Origin of the sequence: Helicobacter monodelphidis, from assembly GCF_003288845.1 — a bacterium.
GTDB lineage: Bacteria > Campylobacterota > Campylobacteria > Campylobacterales > Helicobacteraceae > NHYN01.
This window is the reverse complement of sequence record NZ_NHYN01000007.1, coordinates 51,596-73,269: the sequence shown is the minus strand read 5'-3', so window position 1 is coordinate 73,269 and position 21,674 is coordinate 51,596. Positions and strand designations below refer to the sequence as shown.

Below are 21,674 nucleotides of genomic sequence, written 5' to 3'. Positions count from 1 at the left end.
GGCAGTTGAAAATGCCGATGGGATTTTATCTCTCTTTAAAGTTGGGTTAGAATCTTGGGAAAGTGGCATTAAAAGTGCTTGTTTATGGGTCTTTTATACCCTTGCTGTCATTGATCTTGCTTGGAGCTTCTCTCTCTCTGCTCTTAGGGGCGGAGAGTTTTCTGATTTTTTAATTTTACTTATTCGAAAAATTATGATTTTTGGTATTTTTTTGTTTTTATTTAATACGCATTTATGGATTGATCCCATTTGGCAATCATTCTCACAACTTGCTACAGGTGTAAATCAGGGGAGAGATGTTACACCTGCAAATATCATTACTCAAGCAATCGAATTAGTCGAGATTATTTTTGATAAACTAGATTTGTTTAAAGCCCAATCAATTATATATATTATTTGTGGAGTGATTATTTTAATTGCAATTGTACTTATGGCGATTGAATTATTCATTGTTTATATCAAATTTTTCTTAATAAATATTTGTGTGTTTTTTGCGTTGACACTTGGAGCATTGGAACAATTTAAGCAAATTGGACTCAATCCTATTTTGAGTTTTATTAATAACTTATTTAAAGATGAGAGTGCTTATTCACAAATAACCTTTTTTAACCAAAAATGTTTAAGAATTCTCTTAACGATACGGGTTTCGCTACCTATAGTCCACTGCTTGAAACTCTATCAAGAGAATGGAGAATTAAATACCTAGCGTTCGGATTAGGTTAATCTTATCGGAGTATTGAGAGGACACTCAAAATTTTCCATCTGTGCTTCTTGCTAAGCTTTACATATAAATTTCATCTTCTCCAGTTTCACTTATTGCTTTTTTAAATACAATCTTATAATGATACCCCATTTTACTAAAGTACACAATATGTCTATGTCTGCTTTCTTTGGTTTTATATGGATTTTTTACCATATAAGGGATAAGACGGTAATTAAAGGCTTCAACTTCTGGATATGTCTATCAGTATGTGTTCTGAGTGAGCATTTACCCCTTATTTTAAGTCGTTTTTGCTGGGGTTTAATACTTGCAGGAAGTTACAAAGGAGTTTTTTTAGCTAAAATTACTTTCTGACTTTAAAATAAACCCTAAACTAAAATCAAATGTGATTAAATCACAGTTTAAAGGTATGAATTTAGTTACAATCATGCAAAGATTTCTAAGGATATAAAATGCATAAAATTTCAAATTTTCCTATTATGTTTTTTGCTGTGATTATGGGATTTGGTGGCTTGGCTATGGCTCTAAGAACTTTTAATGAAAATTTTACTGATCCTGGTAATATGAGTTTTTTTATTCTAAGAACCTTTGTTTTAGGCTTATTTATATTTTTTTTCTTACTCTACCTTGCAAAAATTTTCATTAATTTTAATGCTGTAAAAGAAGAATTCAATCACCCTGTAAAAATTAACTTCTTTGCTACCTTTTCAATATCCTTGCTTATCTTAGCAAACCTTTTTATGGACACTAGTACACTTTATAATATACTCTTTTATAGTGGACTTTTTTTACAAAGCTTTCTTAGCTTTTACATTATCAGTTTTTGGATTAACAATAACTTAGAACTTAAGCACTCAAGCCCTGCTTGGTTTATCCCAGTGGTTGGAAACCTCATCGTGATTTTAGCTGCTAAAAATGTCGAAAATTGGTTGTGGTTTTACTTTTGTATGGGTGTGTTTTTTTGGGTAATTTTATTTGCCATTATTTTTTATCGTATTTTATTTCATGAACAAATGCCAAATAAATTTATGCCTACTCTTTTCATCTTACTTGCACCACCTGCAGTAGCTTTTTTAGGGTATTTAAAACTAACTAAAAGCTTTGATTTACCAGCTATTTTTCTTTTAAATCTGGCTTTATTTTTTATGATTTTATTAATATTTTTATATAAAAATTTTCTTAAGCTTAATTTTTTCCTTTCTTGGTGGGCATTTACCTTTCCAATGGCAGCCTTTAGCGTAGCTTGTTTTAGAGCTTCTGATCTTACTGGGGATGGGAGTACATTTTTTTTAGGATTTGGAGTTTTCAGCTTTATTTTACTTATTGTTCTTATCGTTTTTGTGAGTTTTTACACAATGAAAAATGTTCTCAAAGGGCAAATCTGCATTCCTGAAGTGTGATTCTTGCAATATGAAGCTAAGTAAAGTCATTGAGATAATCAATCAACACTATCTCTGCACTATCCACACATATTCGTTGGTATATTTTTTACTTCGCTTTGCATTGCTTTTAAAGATAAAAATTTGGAGCAATAAACACAAGACAATAAAAGTATTCAAATAGTTTTTCTTGTGTAAAAAAATATAGAATTAGAAAGTAGCAGGCTATCATCATAAAAAAAATAATAATTATAAAAGTGAAAGAATCAATTATAACTTTATCTAAGGGATATTTTAGAATATCTTTGGATAGAGATTTAATATTTTTTGAATATTGCTTCACAACCTTTTAGCGTAACAACTCTTCCTCTAGCTGTGCGTTCGATGTAGCCGTTAGCAAATAGATAGGGTTCAATAATATCTTCTATTGTTCCTTCATCTTCACTCATTGACGCAGCAATAGCACTTAAGCCCATCGGTTTTCGATTCTGGGAAAGAATTTTTAAATACCGCATATCCAAATCATCAAAACCTAAATCATTCACGCCTAACTGATTTAAGGCATAAAGTGTTTGTTTGTGTGTAATTTTTTTCTCATCGGCGACTTCAGCAAAGTCTCTTACGCGTTTTAATAGCCGTAAGGCAATTCTGGGCGTTCCTCTACTTCTTTTGGCAATCTCAGTAGCCGCCTTAATATCGCATACTTTTTGTAGTTTATCGGCAACCTTTTGAACGATGAGTGAAAGCTCCTCTGTGCTATAAAATTGTAAGCGGAACGATATTCCGAATCTTTCTCTTAAAGGTTTTGTAAGCATACCCGCTTTTGTTGTTGCACCCACTAATGTGAATTGTGGTAGGTCGATTTTGATTGTTTGTGCGGCAGGCCCAGAACCAATAATAATATCAAGTCTGAAATCCTCCATAGCTGGATAAAGAATCTCCTCTATTGCAGGGCTAAGGCGATGAATTTCATCAATAAATAAGATATCACCCTCATTAAGATTTGTCAAAATGGCGGCCAAATCTCCTCCTTTTTCAATTGTCGGAGCAGCCGCAACACGAATATTTGAACTCATCTCGCACGCAATAAGATGAGCTAATGTTGTTTTTCCAAGTCCGGGAGGTCCAAAAAATAAGAGATGATCCAAAACTTCATTCCGCTTTTTTGCCGCTTGAATGAACACTGAAAGATTTTGTTTAATTTGAGGTTGCCCAATGTATTCATGCCATTTTGTTGGGCGGATAGAAACTTCTTCTTTCTCTTCAATAGAGAGTTTTTCAATCTCAACTAACCTTTCCATATATTTTAATAGCTTTCTTGATCGCTAGGAAAATAACCATTTTTTATATCTGCTGCAAATTCTTGAATTGCTTGTTTAAGGAGTTTTCTACCCTCTAAATAACGACGGACAAAACGCGGTTGAAATTCTTCAAAGAATCCGAAAGCATCACTCCAAACAAGAACCTGCCCATCGACTTCTTTGCCACTACCAATTCCGATGATAGGGACATCGCTTATTTTTGTTAATTTTGCTGCAACCTCGCTTTTAACGCCTTCAAGAACAATTGCAAAGACACCCACTTGATTGAAAGCTTCAACTTCTTGTTTTAAAGTGGAAATTTGCACGTCATCTTTTCCTTGAATTTTATAGCCCCCTTCTGCACGAACGAACTGTGGTTTTAGTCCAATATGTGCCATAACGGCAATTCCGCTTTGTGTTAAAAGTTGGATATGTTTCAAACGTTCTAGTCCACCCTCTAGTTTTATCGCATCAGCTCCACCCTGCTGATAAAGTTTCGTGGCATTCTTGAGGGCTTGTTTTGGGCTGTTGTAGCTTCCAAAAGGCATATCAGCAACAATCAAAGAGTGTTGTACGCCTCTTTTTACCGCCATTGTATGGTAAAGCATATTATCCATATTTATACTTAATGTATCTTTGTAACCACCAAAACTCATTGCTAAAGAGTCGCCGACCAAAATGACTTCTACTTCGCCATCAAAAATTTTAGCCATTAAGGCATCATAGGCTGTAATCATTGTAATTTTTTCTTTCCCTTTTTTCTTTCTGATGGAAGAAACACTTATTTTTTGCATTCTATATTCCTTAGAATTTATTTGATTAATTTGGACCATTTAAGCAATGACTATTTAAAATCTGCCGATAACACTATTGCAATCGACGACCAAAGACATAAGAAAACCATACACAGAAGACTTCAAATCCCCATTTACATTCTAGACTTTTCTTTAGATGTTCTTTAGCTTTAATTTTTTCATTCCCTGCAATATATAGTTTTGCTAGGCGATTGTGCAAGGTTGCAAGGTAATTACTTTTTAAAGGGTGACATTCTTTGAGTGTTTCTAAAAAATTAATTTCTTTCTCGTAAGTTTTTGCTTCTACTAAGGGTTCAAAACGTAATGAAGCTGTCAAGCTATCAGAATGTATTGTATAGATTCGCATGGGCAAATGTGTATAATAAATTTTTGTTTTGGCGTAAATACGACTCCAAAAAAGCTTATCACCGCCTTTGAGATCTTCGTCAAAACGATCATCACCTAACAAGGAAGTCTCAATAACACCAAAAAATTTACCACTTAAAGAACCATACCAAAACTCACTTGCTTTTATTTCTCGACTTTCTTGAATACCTAAACCAGAAAACTGGTGGTCATCACTACGAATGCGATTACCCAAAATGACACCATAGTCTCGCTTGTTCATGTAAATTTCTGCAAGACGTTTTAAGGCACCTTCAATCAAAACATCATCGTCATCAAGTGTTGCAAATAAATCACCACTCATATGTTCTAGTCCTGTATTTTTTGCACCAGGAGCACCCATTTTATGTATATTTTGTAAAAAAGTAATAAATGGATATTGGGTGATAAATTCTTTGACAGTTTCATAGGTATCGTCTGTAGAATCTCCGTCCACAACAAGAATTTCAAGATTAGGATAATCTTGATCAATCACACTCTGTAAAGCATTTCTTAAAAAATAGGACCGATTTCTTGTTGGGATAATAATCGAAATTTTAGGATATTTCATTATCTCCTCCTTATTTTTAATACTTCTAGCCTTATTAGCATATTTTTATTTTGTTTGGGAAATCGCTGCATATTTTCCAATATACTGTGCCACTCGTTGGTAGACATCAGAGTCAATTACCATTTCTAATTTTAATAAAGAAAGAGGAAAGCCAAAATCTTTTAGCTTAACTTCATCTTTCTCTGTTACTAAGAGTGAGGTTGCTTGGTATTTTTGCATTTCTGTTGCAATCTTCTCCTTGCTAAAAAAGCTGTGGTCTGCATAGCTCAATTTACCTACTATTACTGGCAAAAATCGTTCCAACCTTGAAGGATTTGCAATGGCTGTAACAAGTAGCATTCTTTCTGTTGGATTTTTAATGGAAACTTCACGCGTATATTCCTTACCTTCATAAAGTACTAAATCAGCAGATTTGTAAGCACTTGGAAGTTCACGATAAGCACCACTTGGAATGCAAAAAGGAAAATATGGTGAAAGTTGAGGCTTCAGCAAAATATTGAGTTTATTGCATTTAAAACGGAATCCATCATCTAAAAAAATGATCCTTCGCCCTAGTTTAATAGCTTGTTGTATTCCAGCTGCACGATCCTCAGAAACGATAATTGTTGCATTTGGTAGTCGTTTTGCCAAAAGTTGGGCCTCATCACCACTTTTTTCTACATTGTAGCGGATTTCCCCATTATGGGCAACTACATATAGCCCTTTAGAACGTCGTTTGTAACCTCTTAGAATAATGGCACAACTGTATTCGTATTCCCTTGCTAAAGCGATAACCAGGGGAGTTTTTCCACTTCCGCCTACTACCAAATTGCCAATGCTGATAATTGCTGCTTTGTAAGTATTGAAGGAACTGAATGAACGGCGAATGGTAGCCGTTAAGGCATAGAATAAAGAAAAAGGGAGTAACGCTATTGCTAGTATTTTTTGTCCCACAGAGGGATTAAAAAAATAACGCTCTAAAAACTTCATATCTCACATCCATTTCTGACTATTGTCGCACCTAATAATTGTACTCCATAATCATTAAATTTAGAATAAATTTGTTATGTAAAGAATCCTGTTTGTAAAACTTACATGATTAAGAAAACCGATTCACTTCGAAATTATACTTATTATGAATTAAAATGTAAATCTCTTGTTATTGTAGCTATGGTTAACCCCCTCATTAAGGCATTTTTACTTTTTGAAAAGCAGTGATAAAATGGCATGAACTCATTCAATTTTATCGACTTTATGTAAAATTAAGTAGAATCCATTGAGATTTTTTACTGAATGATACTTTTTACGTTGGATGTCATTAACGACTACTGTCTTGAAATAAAAAACCTAAAAATGGTGCTATAGAAGGCATTTCGCGCTTAAATGTATAAAATTCAACGCGTTGAATAACAAGATGAACAGCTTCTTTGGGATATTTGTCCAAAAGTTGTGTTTTTGGTATCTGCCTGTCGACGAAATCATATAAAATTTTATCTAAAATATCATAAGTAAATCCTAATTCTAATTCATCATTCTGCCCCTCAAAAAAATCTGCACTTGGTGCTTTTTGGATAATTTTTTGAGGTATGCCCAATGCCTGTGCTAATGTGAATATATCTGTTTTGTAAATGTTACCTAAAGGGTTAATGCCACAAGCTAAATCTCCGTAAATTGTACCATAACCCAACATTCTTTCGCTTTTATTGCTTGTTCCAAGAACAATTCTATTTTGTGTGAAAGCTAAATCAAATAGGAGTGTCATACGAAATCTTGCACATGCGTTTCCCATCCTTAGTGTTGGTTCTGATTGTAGGGCTGGATAAAATAATTGTAATGCTTGTTCAAAATGATTTAAAGGGAGTTGCAAAAAAGGAATACCATTACTTATTGCTAATTGTTTTGCGTCTGCAAGATGGTTTAGGTTAGAGTTTGTAGAGGGCATAAGAACGGCTAATATAGGCGAGTGTTCATAAAAATGAATTTCTTGTGGGGTGATTTCTATTCCTTCAGAATGTGTGGGTAATTCTAGTGCAAGTTTTGCAAGATAGAGTGCAACAGCTGAATCGATTCCGCCACTCAAACCCAAAATAATTTTCTGAAAATTTCTTTGTTTTAATTCAGTACGTACAAACGAAACAAGAGCTTTAATTGCTTTCTGAGAATCCATAAAGTAGCCTCCATAGTGTTTAATAAGTGAATATTTTATTAAAATTTATTCAATTTAGTTTGATATTCAGTGAAAATTGAGTAGTATTTTACCCAATAAATTGCTTATTGTTAAATATTGTTCCCTATTGTTCGATATTATCTGCAATATTCAAGCGAATTTTTGTATTTTATTTGTGAGGAGATTGGCAATGTTTAAAAAAGTACTTTTTCTTTCAGTGGCCGTTAGCGTGTCTTCATTGTATGGGGCTATTGACAATGCTTTTGAGGTAAAACCATACATAGGTTATGATTCTCATTTGGGCAATAATCGCTTTCAAAAAGATTCTCTTTCGGCATATGGTTTAAGTTTGGGTGCAAGAATTCAACCTAATATGCTCCTTGAGTTAGGGTACGAAAAAAGTAATGGTGCAATATATTCAGAGGGTGGGCAATTTGGAATTAATCGTTATTATGCTAATGTGGTGAATGAATATCCTTTTGGGATTGTTGCACCTTATGCTTTGGCAGGACTTGGATATGAACATTTAAGTGAGCAAGCACAAGGAATGAACCATGATATTTTTGGTCAAGTGGGTGTGGGTGTGCGTTTAGCGATGACAGAATGGGTACACTTGAAAGCGGAAGGACGGTATATGGCTGTACTCGATGGTAGACAGGATGCTATTGCTTCCTTGGGAGTTGCGATTCCTTTTGGTAAAGCGACTTTTTCTAACACGGCACAAAGATCTCAAACCAGTCGTTCTGCTGAATCGCGTCAACAAGTGGCAAAGGAAGATATAAATCAACAAAATCCACAAACCCAATCATCACCCACGCAAACAGCTGGGGCAACCACACAACCTAGTGAATCATTGGAAGAAGGAACAACAATGGCGGCGGATCGTCAAATGGCAAAAAATACTGAAGGTGTAGATAATCAACCATCAGGTGTTGGTCATTCTGATGGTAGTCAAGGTGCTACCGCCGGTGTTGCTGCTGGAACTACTGCTGGTGCTGTTGCTGGAGAGAGGCTTGCTTACGCGGGCATTCCTGGTCAAAAGCAGGTGGGTGAAGGTTTTATGATGAGTGATGGTAACGGGGGAGTGAGCAGTGCAAAAAATACTCCTGTGATTGAAACAGAACATGGAAAATTCACACCAACAAAAACTGTTACTTTAAATATGAATGATGTACGATTCCAATTTGACTCTTTTAGTGTTCCTACACGTTTTGATAAGGATATACAAGAATTTGCAGGTGAGTTAAAACAGAAGCCCAGTGCACGTGCTCTTTTGGAGGGGCATACAGATTATATCGGTACGGAAGCCTACAATCAGAAACTTTCCGTTAATCGTGCAAATGCAGTTAAAAGTCGTTTAATTCATTTTGGTGCAGATCGCTCTAAGATTGATGTTAAAGGTTTTGGAAAAAGTCGCCCTATTGCAGATAATGCGACTGATGAGGGTAGAGCACAAAACCGCCGTGTTGAGATGATTCTCATTGAGCCTGTTCAATAAATGGCTAAAATGAGATATAATTCTTTGATTATTTTGATTAATTAAAAGTACAAATGTAAAGGTTGCCACAAGTATGAAGCCAGTTATTTCACAGAATGTTGTTATTTATTATGCCGATGAGGATTTAGATTCTAGCGTAGAGGAGCAGGTATGTAAGGTAATTGCAGGATCTGCCTCGAGCATTAAAAGTCTGCAGTTACAAGCATTATTTTTTTCTCTACGTTCTAATATAGAATTTCAAGATTCAGCAGTTGTTGCTGTTGCCCATACTCTTTTGAAGCTTCAAAAGCAACTTGATATTGTTGTGGCAATTTGCGAATATAATGGGGAGCAATTTAAACAACTCAAGGAGTTATTTCCAAACAAGGCAATTCCACTTTTTAAAACCATCTCTCAAGCTATGCTTTTTTTACAGATTAAATCTCCACCCTCTGGAACACCAGCTGTTGTTTTTGAAAAAGATACAGTTATGCAAACCTTGATTGTGCAGAGTTTGGAGGCAAAGGGGATTGAAGTTTGTGCTGTGCAGAACATAAAAGATTTTCGTGCCAAACAGCAAGAGTTAGGCAATAATGCCCTTTATGTTTACGATATGCAGTTTGATATTACTGCCAATCATATTCCTGTGCAAATTTCTCAAGGTGTGGTAACTTATCATTTTTATAAAGAAGTTGATGGGAAAATCCCAAGATTCTTCAGTATGCAAACCCATGCCTTGCGTTTAGCAGAGGGGTTTAAAGTTTTTATCTTTAATATGAAAGATACAGAAGTTTTTGATATTAAAGCTGTGGATTTCTTTATTTCTTTGGCGAGGAATGGTGTAACCTACAATGCTGTTTTCATATTTGTTGGTGTTCATCCGGGTGTGCTTGATATTGCAACAGAGGATAAGATTCGTCGTGCAAATATCTTTATTTATCCAGATAAAGCGAGTGCACTAAAGAATGAGAAAATTTCTGCTTTAGCAAACCTTTATCACGATAAAAAACCGCAGAAACTTTCGAAGAAACTTGTTGCAAATTTGCTTTATTTTGTGAATGCTTCTTTGGAGACATTGAAGTCTCTAACGGGGGGTGTGGTTGAGAAAAAGGCTCATCGTGTTATTGAGTGTGATATTGCCAATAAAGATGGTATTATGGGAGCTGTAATTAGTTTTGAGGGTGATATTAGTGGTAAACTTGTGTTAGTTTTTAGTCGTGAAATTGCAAAAGAAGCGGCATTAATGATGTTGGGCGATGAAATTAAGACTGATGAAGAATTTTTAGATATTATTTCAGAATTTACAAATATTATTGCAGGACGTTCAAAAGCATTGCTTTCAGAGAAAAATATCACAATCGGTATTTCTTTACCTAAACCCTATATTGATTTCAAAGATCTATATGAATTAGTCAGAGGGCAGATGGGAGTGCAAATTGACTTTTTACTAAATAAGAAGCCATTGCATATTTTTTTAACTTATTAGTTTAGGTATTGAAGGTTTGTAAATCCTCTAGAAATACTTACGAATAGGTTTTACCTTTAGATGGGGTTGCTTATAGTCCAAAAGCCTTGTTTGTATGGGTTTTACATTATTTGAGTGAATCACTTGTTTTTGGTTGCCTCATCATAAATATTTATTTTAAATTTTTTTATACCACCTTTTTTATGTCCATATTATGCAGAATCTAACCAATAAGCGAAAAAAAAGTGAGTTCTTGACTTACCCAAGAAAAATTGGTAAAATTTGGTCTGTTTAATAACTTTATTTTCTCTTTAAACGGGGTCGACTGGCTTTCGACGGGAGTTTGGTAGCTCGGGTTGCATGTGGGTCTGGATATACCCTTAAACTATCTCGTTTAAAATAAACGCAAACAATCCTAATTATGCTCCAGCTTACGCAAAAGTAGCGTAAGTTTATTTAACTTTAGGAGCCATGTTGTTGGGGAATTCTAGCTACCCTAATAATGTGTTATCTTTGCTAGATGCTTTTCTGCACTGCTGGATGTAGAAAAAAAGACTACAGTTGCCTTGTTGTGGTGTTTTGAAGGATTTAGAAATAACAAGAAAGATTTAAAATTCTTTCTAAACATGTAGACGCTCGTGTGTTCAGAGTTTCGGACTGGGGTTCAATCCCCCACGACTCCACCAATTTCATGGGTTTGTTCATTGGTATCTTAGGAATGCTTCCCGTTTTGCTTTGTTTATGTGTAATTGTCTTATGTGTGGCTATTTAACTGGGCTAGGGGGCAGTAATGTCAATAAATAATCGTTCTCAATCATCTACTTTTAGTGTTGCAATTACGGGTGCAAGTAGTGGCATAGGTCGAGCGTTAGCGTTGCGATTTGCAAAAGAGACAACACATTTTTATCTTGCTGGGCGTAATCAAATGCGACTGGAGCAGTGTAGGGCGGAGATTTTAACAATTAATCCTTGTGCGATTATTGTAGTCTCTTGTTTTGATGTTGGAGATAAGGATGCCTGTCAAAAATGGTGTGACGAAATATTTAGTGTACGTTTAGATATTCTTATCATTAATGCCGGAGTAGCGTTGGGTGAAGAAGTGGATGTAGATAAGCATCTTGAGATTTGCTATACTAATGTACTCGGTGTTGCTCATATTGTGTTTTATGCACTTGAGCATTTCAGCAAACAAACACGATTAGAAAATGGAAGAAAAGGGCAGATAGTGCTGATGAGTTCTATTGCTTCACTTCTTGCAATGCCGAATGCAACGAGTTATAGTGCGTCTAAAGTTTTTGTTCGCTACTTGGGTGAATCACTTAATGTATCACAAGATGAGGTTTGTATAACCACCATTTGTCCAGGTGTTATTAGGACGCCTCTAACGCAATATCTTAATCCAATTGTTCCACAAATTCCGTGTGAAGTTGCAACTGAAAAGATGTATCGTGCAATTAAAAAGGGTAAAAAATGTTATATTTTTCCTTTATGGTTAAGATGTGGGGCAAGATTCTATCACCTCTTACCCTTCTTCTTGAAAACATCTCTTGTTAAGGTTTTTAACTATTTTGGGCGGTTGTAGTCAGAGTAAAATAGGAGTATAGATTTTTAAGGTGCTTTAACAAAGAATCATATCTTATTGTAATAGATTTATGCTAGAATTCTATAATCAAGATATTTGCGAATAAAATTTATTTTATTGGAGAGTGGTATGGCTTTATTAAGCAACGCGGTGATTGTATCTGTGGCGGTAATGGCTATTTTATGCTTGTTGCGTTTGAATGTGCTTTTAGCAATTATTATTGCGACATTGTGTGCGGGGATTATTTCACAATATGGGCAACATTCAATGCAGGAAATGGCACAGTCTCTTGACGCGGTTACATTATTAAAGGAATCCATACAAAATACAATCCAGATTTTTATTGAGGGTATGAGCGGGAATCTTGAAACAGCTTTGAGCTATATTTTGCTTGGATCTTTAGCAGTGGCGGTTTCACGCACGCATTTAACGATATTTTTGTTGAATGCAATTACAAAAGTAATTAGTAATCATCGGATTATTTTGCTTTTTAGTATTGCCTTGATAGCTTGTTTTTCGCAAAATCTTATCCCCATTCATATTGCATTTATTCCTATCTTAATTCCTCCCCTTTTAGGGCTTTTTAATCGCCTAAAAATTGATAGGAGAGCAGTTGCTTGTGCTTTAACATTTGGCTTAAAAGCACCTTATGTTACGATTGGTGTGGGTTTTGGCTATATTTTTCACACGACTATTAAAAAGCAAATGGAGGAAAATGGTGTTAATGTCAGTTTGGGTGATATCGGTAATGTGATGTGGATTGGTGGATTGGCTATGCTTGTTGGGTTGATTCTTGCTGTGTTGGTTTTTTATCGCAAAGATCGGATTTATGCAGAGAATGCAGAATCTTTTCAGGTTCAAGATGCAAGTATGGGTTATAAGGAATGGGTAACCTTGCTTGGGCTTGTTGTTGCCATTGTTGTGCAGTTGCAGTTTGAATCTTTACCACTTGGTGCATTTTTGGGACTTATGACCATTATTCTTCTTAAAGGTATTGCATGGAATGAAATTGATGATATTATGGAAGGTGGCTTAAAAATGATGGCATTTATTGCCTTTGTTATGTTGGTTGCCGCTGGTTATGGTAAGGTGTTGAATGCTGGAGGAGATGTTGAATCTCTTGTAAATATGATTAAATTAGTTGTCAATGGACAATTTGCAGGTGCGGTATTAATGCTTTTTGTTGGGTTGCTCGTAACAATGGGGATTGGGACAAGTTTTGGAACAATCCCCATCATCACGACAATCTATCTTCCACTAGGGCTCGCACTAGGATTCTCCATTCCTTCTATTATTTTGCTGATTGGAATTGCGGGTGCATTAGGCGATGCAGGAAGCCCTGCAAGTGATAGCACACTTGGACCTACTTCGGGATTGAATGCTGATGGACAACATAATCACATTTGGGATACTTGTATTCCTACTTTTGTTGCCTATAATATTCCTTTATTTATTTTTGGAGTTATTGGGGCGTTACAACTTTCTTAAGTATCTTTTTGCTATTATCGGGCTTTATTTTCTTATTTTTCAATTTTATAAAAAGGAGTAGTTGATGAAACAAGGTGATTTTACGGATGTTGCAAAACATTATCATAATCGTCCGGCGTACAGTCCTATGCTTTTAGAAAAGCTGATTCGTTGCGTGAATGATAACCGCAAACCTCTTGATGAGCTGAAAGTTGTTGAGGTGGGTGCTGGGACAGGTAAGTTAACCAAAATGCTAAGCGATGATTTTGGATTGAATGTTATTGCGGTTGAGCCAAATGATGCGATGAGGGCAGAAGGTGAAAAATACACAAGAGATTCTAAGGTAGTTTGGAAGAAGGGGAGTGGAGAAGAAACTAATGTAGAATCTAGTTACGCTGATTGGGTAATTATGGCAAGTTCATTTCATTGGACAGATTCAAATAAGTCACTCCCAGAATTTGCAAGAATTTTGAATACCAAACCCTTATCGGGGGGGGGGGGGCACAATAGTGCTTACTTTACTGCAATTTGGAATTCACGACATATAGTTGAAGGTTCGATATTTTATGAAATTGAAGAAGAAATTAAGAATATTGTTCCAGAGCTTAATCGTGTGAGTAGTGGGGTGCAGAACACAAAAAAATGGGAAGAGATTCTCATTTCAACAGGACATTTCAGAGATTGTGTTTTTATGGAATGTGATTATGTTGAGGTTATGAGCAAGGAGCGATACCTCGGTGCATGGCATTCTGTGAATGATATTCAGGCACAAGCGGGAAATAGATGGCTAGAAATCTTAAGAATGATAGAATCTAAGATAGGGCATTTGGATAATATTGAAGTCCTCTATAAGATTCGGGCATGGAGTGTGCAAAAAGTATAGATGAGATTCTAAGCCTTTTATTGAATGCTTGTTGTATTTATGAAAGGCTTAGAAAATGGAAAAGATAGTAGAGCAAGTATGGGATTATACAAAGCATGCAAAATTTTATAGTTATCGACCGAATTATGCACCGATATCCATCGATATGTTGACGTATTTAGCTAATCAAACACTTCAGCAAGATTCTAAAGTTTTGAGGGTTGCCGATATTGGTGCTGGAACAGGAAACCTAAGCATTATGCTTTTAGAGAGAGGTTGTGAGGTTGTTGCAGTTGAGCCAAATGATGCGATGAGAGAAATTGGTATTGAGCGAACAAATGGGCAAAAGATTCAGTGGGTAAGGGCAACAGGGCTTGATTCAACGCTTGAGGATAATGCTTTTGATTGGGTAACTTTTGGTAGTAGTTTTAATGTGATGGATAGAAAAGAAGCATTAAAAGAGGCGTATCGTTTATTGAAATCAGCAACTTATTTTTCTTGTATGTGGAATCATCGAGATTTAAAAGATCCAATTCAAGAAGCTGCTGAATCCATTATTCTCCATTTTATCCCTAGCTATACAAGAGGGGTAAGGCGAGAAGATCAACGTCCTATTATTGAAGAGCATCGGCACTTATTTGATGGCATTATTTATCTTGAAGAGGATTTTTATTTTCACCAAACTATTGAGAACTATATCAATGCTTGGAAAAGCGTGAAGAACCCTTATTGGGATTTAGAAACCCCACAGGGCGTGGAACTTTTTGAAAAAATTGCCCATTCCATGCATGAGCAGTTACCTAAAGAGTTTAAGATTAAATATACGACTAGATGTTGGAGTGCCAAGAAGAATGCTTAACGCATTAGTGAGGAGGGTGGGCTTATAGTCCGTCAAACCCCATTTTTTCAGCCTTTGCAAGAATTTCTTTTGCACCTTTGGCAATGAATTTTTCTGCAAGGGACTGTCCTAGTATTTCTGCTTCTTCTATATTACCTATCCGATTTTTCTGACTTTCTTGCAAAATTTCACTTCCGTCTCCGAGCCCTACAATAGCGTTTAATTGAATATTGTCTTGTTGAAGAGTTGCATTCACACCGATAGGTACTTGGCAACCTCCATTTAGCATCCTTACAAATGCACGCTCGCAAGTTGTTTCGATCACACTTGTTTGGTGGTTGAGTGGGTGGAGAATTTCTTTAATTTCTTTTTCGTCACGGCATTGTACTGCTAATGCAGCCTGTCCCATTGCTGGAATCATAAAAGAAGTTTCAAGTGGTAAAATGTGTGATATTTCTGTATGGAGGTTTAGGCGATTCACTCCAGCCATCGCAAGAATAATGGCATCAAAGTCCCCACTTTTAAGGCGTCTTAAACGTGTCTGTACGTTACCTCTCAAGCTTTGTGTATTTAAATCATTTCTAAAATGTTTGAGTTGCATTGTACGTCTTAAGGAGGTTGTTCCAACAATTGCATTTTTAGGGAGAGATTCTATACTTGGATATTTTTCGCTCAAAAATGCGTCGCGCACATCTTCTCTTTGCGTGATTGCACCAATCAATAACCCATCAACCATTTCTACAGGAACATCTTTAAAAGAGTGCACAGCAATATCAATTTTTTCTTGTAGCATTAATTCTTCAAGTTCTTTTGTAAAAAGTCCTTTTCCACCAATTTTTGCTAGGGGAACATCAAGAATCTTATCCCCTTTTGTTTTGACAATTTTTAGTTCAATTTCTAAGTGGGGATAAAGTTTTTGTAGCTTTTGCTGAATATATTCTGCTTGCCATAATGCAAGGATGCTACCTCTTGTCCCTAAAATAAGTTTTTTCGTCATTTAGGAGCCACCTCAACATCAATAATATCATCATCATGCACATAATGGCTATTTTGTGATTCGCTTGGCTTAGTGCCGACTTTAAATAATCCTAAAATCACAAAAATTAATCCAATAATATCCAAGAAGACGCCGGGTAAGAGCAAGAAAATCGCACCTAAGAATTGGAGCATTGTCGCAGTTGCGACATCTTTTGTCGTTATTCTGCCTGAACGCAAAACCTGGAAGCTATGCCCCATAAGTCCGCCAAAATTCACCAGTAAAGCGATACCGATGATAAAACTAACAAGAATTTCCATAAACAGCCCAAAGAATCCAACTTGGTCTGCAAACGCAACACTTACAAAAGTTTCAATCAGTAGATAAATTAACACTGCAATGATGGATAAGCTTTTGAACATACGCACACGCCTCCGATAATTGAATTTCGCACCTTTCTTGAGTTTTTCTTTGTATTATTTCACACAACCCATTTGGAGTACCTTTACCTATGATTAAAGCAAAAGGGATTCCCATTAATTCAAAATCTGCCATTTTTGAGCCAAATCTTTCATTGCGATCATCAAATAAAACTTCTATGCCCATTTCTTGTAGGCTATTATATATTTTTTCTGCCTCTTGTTGTTGGAGGCTGTCTTTTGAATTTGAAAGAATTAAAGTAAGTGAAAAAGGAGAAATGCTTGATGTCCAAATTATCCCCTTTTGATCGTGGTTTTGCTCCACGCTTGCACTTAATAGACGCGAAATTCCAATTCCATAACAACCCATCTCAAAAAAGCAACTCTGTGCATTTTCATCTAAAAAACTCGCATTCAAGGGTTCTGAATATCTTGTCCCTAATTGAAAAATATGCCCGACTTCAATCCCTTTTTTATGAATTAATGTGCCTCTTTTGCATTCAGGGCAAATATCTCCTTCTTGAATGCTGATGAGGTCAGCATAAACAAGCCCTTCAAATTCTGCTAAATTCACGCCCACAAAATGATACCCTTCTTCATTTGCACCACAAATTAAATTCCCTCCATCCCTTAATTCCTCATCAAAATAAATCTGTTGACTTTGCGTAATATTGCGTAGTGCAATGGGTCCAATGTACCCTATGTGCAATCCTACCGCTTCAATCTCTTCCTTTGAGGCATCTATTATCTCATCAGCTCCAGTGACATTTTGTGCTTTAATATTTTCAAGCGTATCATTTCCTCTGATGAAAAAGTAAGCAAGTTCTGATTTTCCTTGCTTCAGAATTTTTTTCACGACAGCTTTCATCGTCCAATAAGGTTCAACATGAAAGAAAGCACATAAAGATTTAATGCTAGTGGTATTAGGGGTATTGAATTTAGCAAATGTGGCTTGCGGTGGGCGGGTTTGTGGTTGTTTGGCAGTACGTGTGGCGGCTTCAAGATTTGCAGCATACGTGCATTCTTGACAAATGGCTAATGTATCTTCTCCACTTTCTGCAACAACCATAAATTCCTTACTCCCAGTTCCCCCAATTGAGCCACTATCTGCTTTAACAATGCGAAAATCAAGACCTAAGCGATTAAAGATTCTTTGATAGCATTGCTCCATTACCTGAAATTCACGCACCAAATCTGCCTTATTTTTATGAAAACTATAAGCATCTTTCATAATAAACTCACGTCCACGCATTAATCCTGAACGTGGACGCATTTCATCTCTAAATTTAAGATGGATTTGGTAGATGTGTATAGGAAGTTGTTTGTGACTTTTGATGTAACCTTTAATCATCTCTACAGCGGCTTCTTCATGTGTTGGTCCTAAGACGAATTCTGCATTTTTGCGATCTTTAAATCGTAAAAGCTCTTTACCATATTTGTGCAACCGATTGCTTTTTTCCCATAATTCAGAAGGAGTTACAAAGCCCAACATTACTTCTTGTGCGTGAATGCGATTCATTTCTTCTCTGACGATTTGGCTAATTCTTGTTAGAACTCTTTTTCCTAGTGGTAGAAAGCTATAAATCCCACTACCTAATTGTTGAATATAACCTGCACGCAATAAATATTCATGACTTTTAAGTACCACGTCTTTAGGAGTTTCCTTAAGTGTGGGTGCAAAAAATGTTGAAAAACGCATATTGTCTCCTTAGTTTTCTGTTGAATTGTATTCACAACGATATTGGTCTAAAGTGAGATACTCGCTATGGATATCAAATAAAAATTTCAAGGATTCTATGATGGTGTCAATTTGAGGTTTGTCCGCATTCTCCTTCAGTTTAATTGTTGGTGTGTGCAAGAATCGATTAAAGGCGTTATCTAAGGTTTTATATAAGTTGCGTTCATAATTTTTGGGTAAAAAACCTTTTTTAATTGCACGTTCAATCTCTTGTGTTGCCGCATTTTTTGCCTGCTCTCGTAAAGATTTAATGATGGGTTCAATATGTAATGAAGAAAGCCATAAAAAGAAATCTTGTGTGAATTTTCCTACAATTCCATATGCCATTTTCGCTTGTTCCTCTCGTAAAGATAGGTTTTTATGGACAATATCCTGCAAATCATCGACACTGAAAAGTTGAATATTTTGTGGATAGCTCAATTCTATGTCGCGTGGAACGGCTAAATCAAACCAATAACGTTCAAAATCTGTTGGCTTGACAAGATCTTGTGTAATAATTGCGTGCGGTGCTCCAGTTGCACTAAACAGGATTCTGTGTCGATTGATTGTTTTTGCGATATCCCCCAAGCCAAGTGAGGTAATTTTTTGTGAATTCATTTCCGCTACAAATTCTTCTACCTTTGTTTTATCGCGATTGAGTAGAATGACTTTTGCACCATAACTTAAAAGATGCTTAATAGTTAAACGACTCATTTCACCAAGTCCAATTACAACCACTTCTTCATCATTTAAGTCTTTTACGATTTCTTTTGCCTTTAGTGTCGCAACAGAAGCAACAGAAACAGGGTTTTTAGAAATTTCTGTAGAATTCCTTACAGCAGCCGCACAGCGAAAAGCAAAATGTAATGCACGTGCTAAGTGCTGCTGACAATATCCCTTATCATATGAAAACTTGAAAGAATTTTTGAGTTGTCCTGTGATTTGTGCTTCCCCCACAACAAGGCTATCCAAACTACTTGAAACACAAAAAAGGTGGTGAATGGCTGCTTGATTAATGTAAACATCTGCAAGGGATTCTAATTCATTTGTTGCAATATTAACTAAAATACTCAACCTTTCAAAGAGATAGAGTGTTGCTTTTTCTGTATCTTTAGCACATAAAATAAATTCAACACGATTGCATGTTGAAAGAATAATTGCTTCTTGGATGAATTTATTTTCAGTAAGCATTTTCAGAAAAGATTCGTTTTTAGCGGGAGTATCAAAAGCAAGTTGTTCGCGCACAGAAATATTACTATTCTTGTGTGTAAAGCTAATAATGAGATAATGCATTAAAAATCCCTTTCTATCATTTTAGTCATAATCTCTTCTAATTGAGTATTATTGTATGCAGATATGGCTTGCAGGGCTTTCTCTCCCAATGCTTTAGCAAGATGAAAGCTTTTTTTAATACAATCATAGTGTTGCATAGATTGAATAATCCATTGTTGTTCTTCTTGTGTGAGTGTTTTTTTAAAATAACTTTTTAAACGTTCTTGAGAATGAAAATCCTGATTTTGCCCAAAAGATTCATAAAGGTAAATGTAGGGTAGTGTTGTTTTACCTTCTTTGAAATCACTTAAAGATTCTTTTCCTAATGTGCTAGAATCTTGTGTAATGTCTAGCAAATCATCGATAATTTGAAAAGCAATACCCAAATTTTTACCATAAACTCTGAATGCTTCTGCGTCTAAACCCACCAATAATGCAGCTGCTTCACTAGATGCTTCAATTAAAGAAGCTGTTTTATTCTCAATCATTCGCATATATTGTTCTTGATCGCTATTAAATGACTGACTTAAGCATACATCTAAAATCTCCCCATTGCTCAATCGCACGACAGAGGATGATATGACTTGTGCAATCCTTGGATCCAAAAAACTTAACTCATAAAAGCCTTTAGAATATAAAATATCACCGACCATAATTGCATTTTTAGAGCCTACACTAGCGTTAAGAGAGGGGTTTCCACGACGCATCAATGAATCATCAATTACATCATCATGTAACAATGATGCACTCTGAATCAATTCGATAATTGCACAGAGTTTTTTAGATTCAGCACTTTCTTGTGCGATTGCTAAAACAAGACGCGAACGCAACATCTTTCCACCCATAAGGATTGAAGTCAATCCCCATTCCTGCGTTTCTTTCTGTAAGCTCTCTTGTAGCCATACATGAATAATTGTTTTAATATCCTCTAAAGCCGACACTATTTACCTTTTCTTGCGAAACTAATGAAATTTCCTTGTTGCCATCATGCACAAGGAATCTAATTAATGCTGTTTTTGTATCATATTTATAATCTACCATACGAATCCAAATATAGGGTGCAGCGGTATAAGCCCTAGAATTATGTTTAAAAAGCTGGACTTTAAAACCGCGTCTATGGTAACGTTCATAAAGAATGAATTGATGGACAAATCCATCGTAATGGACATGCATTACCAAGCCTTGATTTTTATGTAATGTCCATCGAAAATACAAATCCTTCATTACTTCCCTTTCTTGAAAGGCAAGGTGGTAGATTTCATCTTTTTTAAGCTCTACTTCCCCTTGATATTTCCAGTTATCTGCCCACATAAAGATAGAAAAAAGAAACAATAAAAGAGGAAAGTAAAGAATTTTCATTATTTATCACTCACTCTGAGTTAAGATTTTTCCCATAGATTCAATTGCAAGATTATTCATTCTTTCCTGCAAATGGTTTTCTTCTGAAAATTTCATCGTTGCAACTTGTTTTTCCCAATCCTCTTCCGATTTTTGAGAATCAAGCAACATTTCACAGAGGGCAAGGCTTTCTAATAGCCTCCGTAATTCTGCTTCTGCCAACCCACGGTGGGAATGAAAGATAATTTCCAACCACTTATCAATGGGTGAACCGCTGAAAATATCATCATCATCAAAGTTTAACACTTCTTAACCTTTGTGAATGGTTTGGATATACTCTGCGGTAGACTGTATACCTTTTGTTTTTGCAGCAAGATAACGTTCCTCAACAAATTTCCAGTTAATTTGGGCAATAAATTTCTTTAGGTAGTTGACGCGGTCATTGCGATGGTCAATGTAGTAAGCATGTTCCCAAACATCACATACAAGCAAAGGTGCTTTATCGTCTGTAATGGGTGTTGCTGCATTAGAAGTGCTAAGAATTTCTAATTCTCCGGACTTATTTAAAACAAGCCATACCCAGCCAGAACCAAATTGCTTTGCACCGCTGTCGGCAAACTGCTCACAAAACTTTTCAATAGAGCCAAACTTTTGCTCAATGGCTTTTTTGGTCTCAGCTCCTACAGAAACTTCAGTAGACGTGATACAGTCCCAGTAAAAATCGTGGTTAAAAACTTGTGCAGCATTGTTAAATAGCCCACCATCACTTTTTTGAATAATCTCAAACAAGGATTTTCCAGCAAGGCTATGCCCCTCTAAAAGTGCATTTAAATTCTTCACATAAGTGGCGTGATGGCGTCCATGATGAAATTCAATTGTCTCTTTAGATAAAAGAGGGGTGGAAGCACCTGCTTCAAAAGGTAATTTGCGTAATTCAAACATTGTAAACTCCTAGATTAATGATT

20 protein-coding genes, 1 other RNA gene and 1 pseudogene are annotated in these 21,674 nt (G+C 35.8%); 9 read left to right on the top strand and 13 right to left on the bottom strand.

From position 1 onward, the window contains the following. Window positions 1–706: pseudogene (locus CCZ01_RS10360) on the top strand (hypothetical protein); the annotation flags it as partial. 467 nt (window positions 707–1,173) lie between these two features. Further along, the gene (locus tag CCZ01_RS04780) at window positions 1,174–2,121 is read left to right on the top strand and encodes an SLAC1 anion channel family protein (protein WP_112052090.1); all 948 of its coding nucleotides are present in this window, start codon (window positions 1,174–1,176) and stop codon (window positions 2,119–2,121) included. Between the two features lie 296 nt (window positions 2,122–2,417). On the opposite strand, the gene ruvB is transcribed toward CCZ01_RS04780, so the two are convergent. From ruvB to nadE, 5 genes are all read right to left on the bottom strand, one after another. After that, window positions 2,418–3,401, bottom strand: coding sequence for a Holliday junction branch migration DNA helicase RuvB (gene ruvB / locus CCZ01_RS04770; protein ID WP_112052088.1), 984 nt, complete (start codon window positions 3,399–3,401; stop codon window positions 2,418–2,420). Between the two features lie 5 nt (window positions 3,402–3,406). Further along, window positions 3,407–4,195, bottom strand: a complete 789-nt coding sequence (panB, locus tag CCZ01_RS04765; protein ID WP_112052087.1) for a 3-methyl-2-oxobutanoate hydroxymethyltransferase — start codon at window positions 4,193–4,195, stop codon at window positions 3,407–3,409. 73 nt (window positions 4,196–4,268) lie between these two features. After that, on the bottom strand, window positions 4,269–5,150 hold the full coding sequence (locus tag CCZ01_RS04760) for a glycosyltransferase family 2 protein (RefSeq protein WP_112052086.1): 882 nt from the start codon (window positions 5,148–5,150) through the stop codon (window positions 4,269–4,271). Window positions 5,151–5,195: 45 nt separating this feature from the next. After that, window positions 5,196–6,119 carry a tetraacyldisaccharide 4'-kinase gene (locus CCZ01_RS04755; protein WP_112052085.1) on the bottom strand — a complete coding sequence of 308 codons (924 nt, stop codon included), beginning with the start codon at window positions 6,117–6,119 and terminating at the stop codon, window positions 5,196–5,198. A 328-nt stretch (window positions 6,120–6,447) separates the two neighbouring features. Then, complete coding sequence (gene nadE / locus CCZ01_RS04750; RefSeq protein ID WP_112052084.1) at window positions 6,448–7,296, bottom strand: NAD(+) synthase; 849 nt, start codon at window positions 7,294–7,296, stop codon at window positions 6,448–6,450. Between the two features lie 190 nt (window positions 7,297–7,486). On the opposite strand from nadE, the gene CCZ01_RS04745 reads away from it, so the two are divergent. From CCZ01_RS04745 to CCZ01_RS04715, 7 genes are all read left to right on the top strand, one after another. Next, window positions 7,487–8,794: an OmpA family protein gene (locus tag CCZ01_RS04745; RefSeq protein ID WP_220106535.1), complete on the top strand. Its 1,308-nt coding sequence runs from the start codon at window positions 7,487–7,489 to the stop codon at window positions 8,792–8,794. Between the two features lie 73 nt (window positions 8,795–8,867). Continuing rightward, complete coding sequence (locus CCZ01_RS04740; RefSeq protein ID WP_112052083.1) at window positions 8,868–10,259, top strand: chemotaxis protein CheX; 1,392 nt, start codon at window positions 8,868–8,870, stop codon at window positions 10,257–10,259. A gap of 296 nt (window positions 10,260–10,555) precedes the next feature. Then, window positions 10,556–10,924: a transfer-messenger RNA gene (ssrA, locus tag CCZ01_RS04735) on the top strand. A 104-nt stretch (window positions 10,925–11,028) separates the two neighbouring features. Beyond that, window positions 11,029–11,820 (top strand): SDR family NAD(P)-dependent oxidoreductase, encoded by a 792-nt coding sequence (locus CCZ01_RS04730; RefSeq protein WP_112052082.1) that lies wholly within the window; start codon window positions 11,029–11,031, stop codon window positions 11,818–11,820. Between the two features lie 129 nt (window positions 11,821–11,949). Further along, the gene (locus tag CCZ01_RS04725) at window positions 11,950–13,308 is read left to right on the top strand and encodes a Na+/H+ antiporter family protein (RefSeq protein WP_112052081.1); all 1,359 of its coding nucleotides are present in this window, start codon (window positions 11,950–11,952) and stop codon (window positions 13,306–13,308) included. A 64-nt stretch (window positions 13,309–13,372) separates the two neighbouring features. After that, a complete protein-coding gene (locus tag CCZ01_RS04720) occupies window positions 13,373–14,170 on the top strand; it encodes a class I SAM-dependent methyltransferase (protein WP_112052080.1) in 798 nt (265 codons plus the stop codon). A 55-nt stretch (window positions 14,171–14,225) separates the two neighbouring features. Continuing rightward, window positions 14,226–15,008, top strand: coding sequence for a class I SAM-dependent methyltransferase (locus CCZ01_RS04715; protein WP_112052079.1), 783 nt, complete (start codon window positions 14,226–14,228; stop codon window positions 15,006–15,008). A 22-nt stretch (window positions 15,009–15,030) separates the two neighbouring features. Here CCZ01_RS04715 and hemC read toward each other — a convergent pair whose 3' ends face one another. The 8 genes from hemC to CCZ01_RS04675 are packed head-to-tail and all read right to left on the bottom strand — an operon-like array spanning window position 15,031 to window position 21,651. Next, window positions 15,031–15,984 carry a hydroxymethylbilane synthase gene (hemC, locus tag CCZ01_RS04710; protein WP_112052078.1) on the bottom strand — a complete coding sequence of 318 codons (954 nt, stop codon included), beginning with the start codon at window positions 15,982–15,984 and terminating at the stop codon, window positions 15,031–15,033. Next, window positions 15,981–16,385, bottom strand: coding sequence for an FxsA family protein (locus CCZ01_RS04705; protein WP_112052077.1), 405 nt, complete (start codon window positions 16,383–16,385; stop codon window positions 15,981–15,983). The genes hemC and CCZ01_RS04705 overlap by 4 nt, the downstream gene beginning before the upstream one ends. Continuing rightward, complete coding sequence (locus CCZ01_RS04700; protein ID WP_112052076.1) at window positions 16,336–18,081, bottom strand: proline--tRNA ligase; 1,746 nt, start codon at window positions 18,079–18,081, stop codon at window positions 16,336–16,338. Before CCZ01_RS04700 ends, CCZ01_RS04705 begins: the two co-directional genes overlap by 50 nt. A gap of 9 nt (window positions 18,082–18,090) precedes the next feature. Beyond that, window positions 18,091–19,392, bottom strand: a complete 1,302-nt coding sequence (gene hemA / locus CCZ01_RS04695) for a glutamyl-tRNA reductase (protein ID WP_112052075.1) — start codon at window positions 19,390–19,392, stop codon at window positions 18,091–18,093. Continuing rightward, window positions 19,392–20,312: a polyprenyl synthetase family protein gene (locus CCZ01_RS04690; protein WP_258436696.1), complete on the bottom strand. Its 921-nt coding sequence runs from the start codon at window positions 20,310–20,312 to the stop codon at window positions 19,392–19,394. The genes hemA and CCZ01_RS04690 overlap by 1 nt, the downstream gene beginning before the upstream one ends. Beyond that, a complete protein-coding gene (locus CCZ01_RS04685; RefSeq protein WP_112052074.1) occupies window positions 20,290–20,730 on the bottom strand; it encodes a hypothetical protein in 441 nt (146 codons plus the stop codon). Before CCZ01_RS04685 ends, CCZ01_RS04690 begins: the two co-directional genes overlap by 23 nt. A 6-nt stretch (window positions 20,731–20,736) precedes the next feature. Next, window positions 20,737–21,015, bottom strand: a complete 279-nt coding sequence (locus tag CCZ01_RS04680) for a DUF2018 family protein (protein ID WP_112052073.1) — start codon at window positions 21,013–21,015, stop codon at window positions 20,737–20,739. Between the two features lie 3 nt (window positions 21,016–21,018). Next, entirely contained in the window at window positions 21,019–21,651 is a 633-nt protein-coding gene (locus CCZ01_RS04675) for a superoxide dismutase (protein ID WP_112052072.1), read from the bottom strand. Window positions 21,652–21,674 lie beyond the last annotated feature (23 nt).

What these genes read in the sequence shown, in the direction of transcription:
- CCZ01_RS04730 (WP_112052082.1), top strand. Translation starts at nt 11,029, where the DNA reads ATGTCAATAAATAATCGTTCTCAATCATCTACTTTTAGTGTTGCAATT.
- CCZ01_RS04725 (WP_112052081.1), top strand. Translation starts at nt 11,950, where the DNA reads ATGGCTTTATTAAGCAACGCGGTGATTGTATCTGTGGCGGTAATGGCT.
- hemA (WP_112052075.1), bottom strand. Translation starts at nt 19,392, where the DNA reads ATGCATTATCTCATTATTAGCTTTACACACAAGAATAGTAATATTTCT.
- panB (WP_112052087.1), bottom strand. Translation starts at nt 4,195, where the DNA reads ATGCAAAAAATAAGTGTTTCTTCCATCAGAAAGAAAAAAGGGAAAGAA.
- CCZ01_RS04740 (WP_112052083.1), top strand. Translation starts at nt 8,868, where the DNA reads ATGAAGCCAGTTATTTCACAGAATGTTGTTATTTATTATGCCGATGAG.
- CCZ01_RS04700 (WP_112052076.1), bottom strand. Translation starts at nt 18,081, where the DNA reads ATGCGTTTTTCAACATTTTTTGCACCCACACTTAAGGAAACTCCTAAA.
- CCZ01_RS04705 (WP_112052077.1), bottom strand. Translation starts at nt 16,385, where the DNA reads ATGTTCAAAAGCTTATCCATCATTGCAGTGTTAATTTATCTACTGATT.
- CCZ01_RS04685 (WP_112052074.1), bottom strand. Translation starts at nt 20,730, where the DNA reads ATGAAAATTCTTTACTTTCCTCTTTTATTGTTTCTTTTTTCTATCTTT.
- nadE (WP_112052084.1), bottom strand. Translation starts at nt 7,296, where the DNA reads ATGGATTCTCAGAAAGCAATTAAAGCTCTTGTTTCGTTTGTACGTACT.
- CCZ01_RS04780 (WP_112052090.1), top strand. Translation starts at nt 1,174, where the DNA reads ATGCATAAAATTTCAAATTTTCCTATTATGTTTTTTGCTGTGATTATG.
- ruvB (WP_112052088.1), bottom strand. Translation starts at nt 3,401, where the DNA reads ATGGAAAGGTTAGTTGAGATTGAAAAACTCTCTATTGAAGAGAAAGAA.
- CCZ01_RS04715 (WP_112052079.1), top strand. Translation starts at nt 14,226, where the DNA reads ATGGAAAAGATAGTAGAGCAAGTATGGGATTATACAAAGCATGCAAAA.
- hemC (WP_112052078.1), bottom strand. Translation starts at nt 15,984, where the DNA reads ATGACGAAAAAACTTATTTTAGGGACAAGAGGTAGCATCCTTGCATTA.
- CCZ01_RS04755 (WP_112052085.1), bottom strand. Translation starts at nt 6,119, where the DNA reads ATGAAGTTTTTAGAGCGTTATTTTTTTAATCCCTCTGTGGGACAAAAA.
- CCZ01_RS04720 (WP_112052080.1), top strand. Translation starts at nt 13,373, where the DNA reads ATGAAACAAGGTGATTTTACGGATGTTGCAAAACATTATCATAATCGT.
- CCZ01_RS04760 (WP_112052086.1), bottom strand. Translation starts at nt 5,150, where the DNA reads ATGAAATATCCTAAAATTTCGATTATTATCCCAACAAGAAATCGGTCC.
- CCZ01_RS04675 (WP_112052072.1), bottom strand. Translation starts at nt 21,651, where the DNA reads ATGTTTGAATTACGCAAATTACCTTTTGAAGCAGGTGCTTCCACCCCT.
- CCZ01_RS04745 (WP_220106535.1), top strand. Translation starts at nt 7,487, where the DNA reads ATGTTTAAAAAAGTACTTTTTCTTTCAGTGGCCGTTAGCGTGTCTTCA.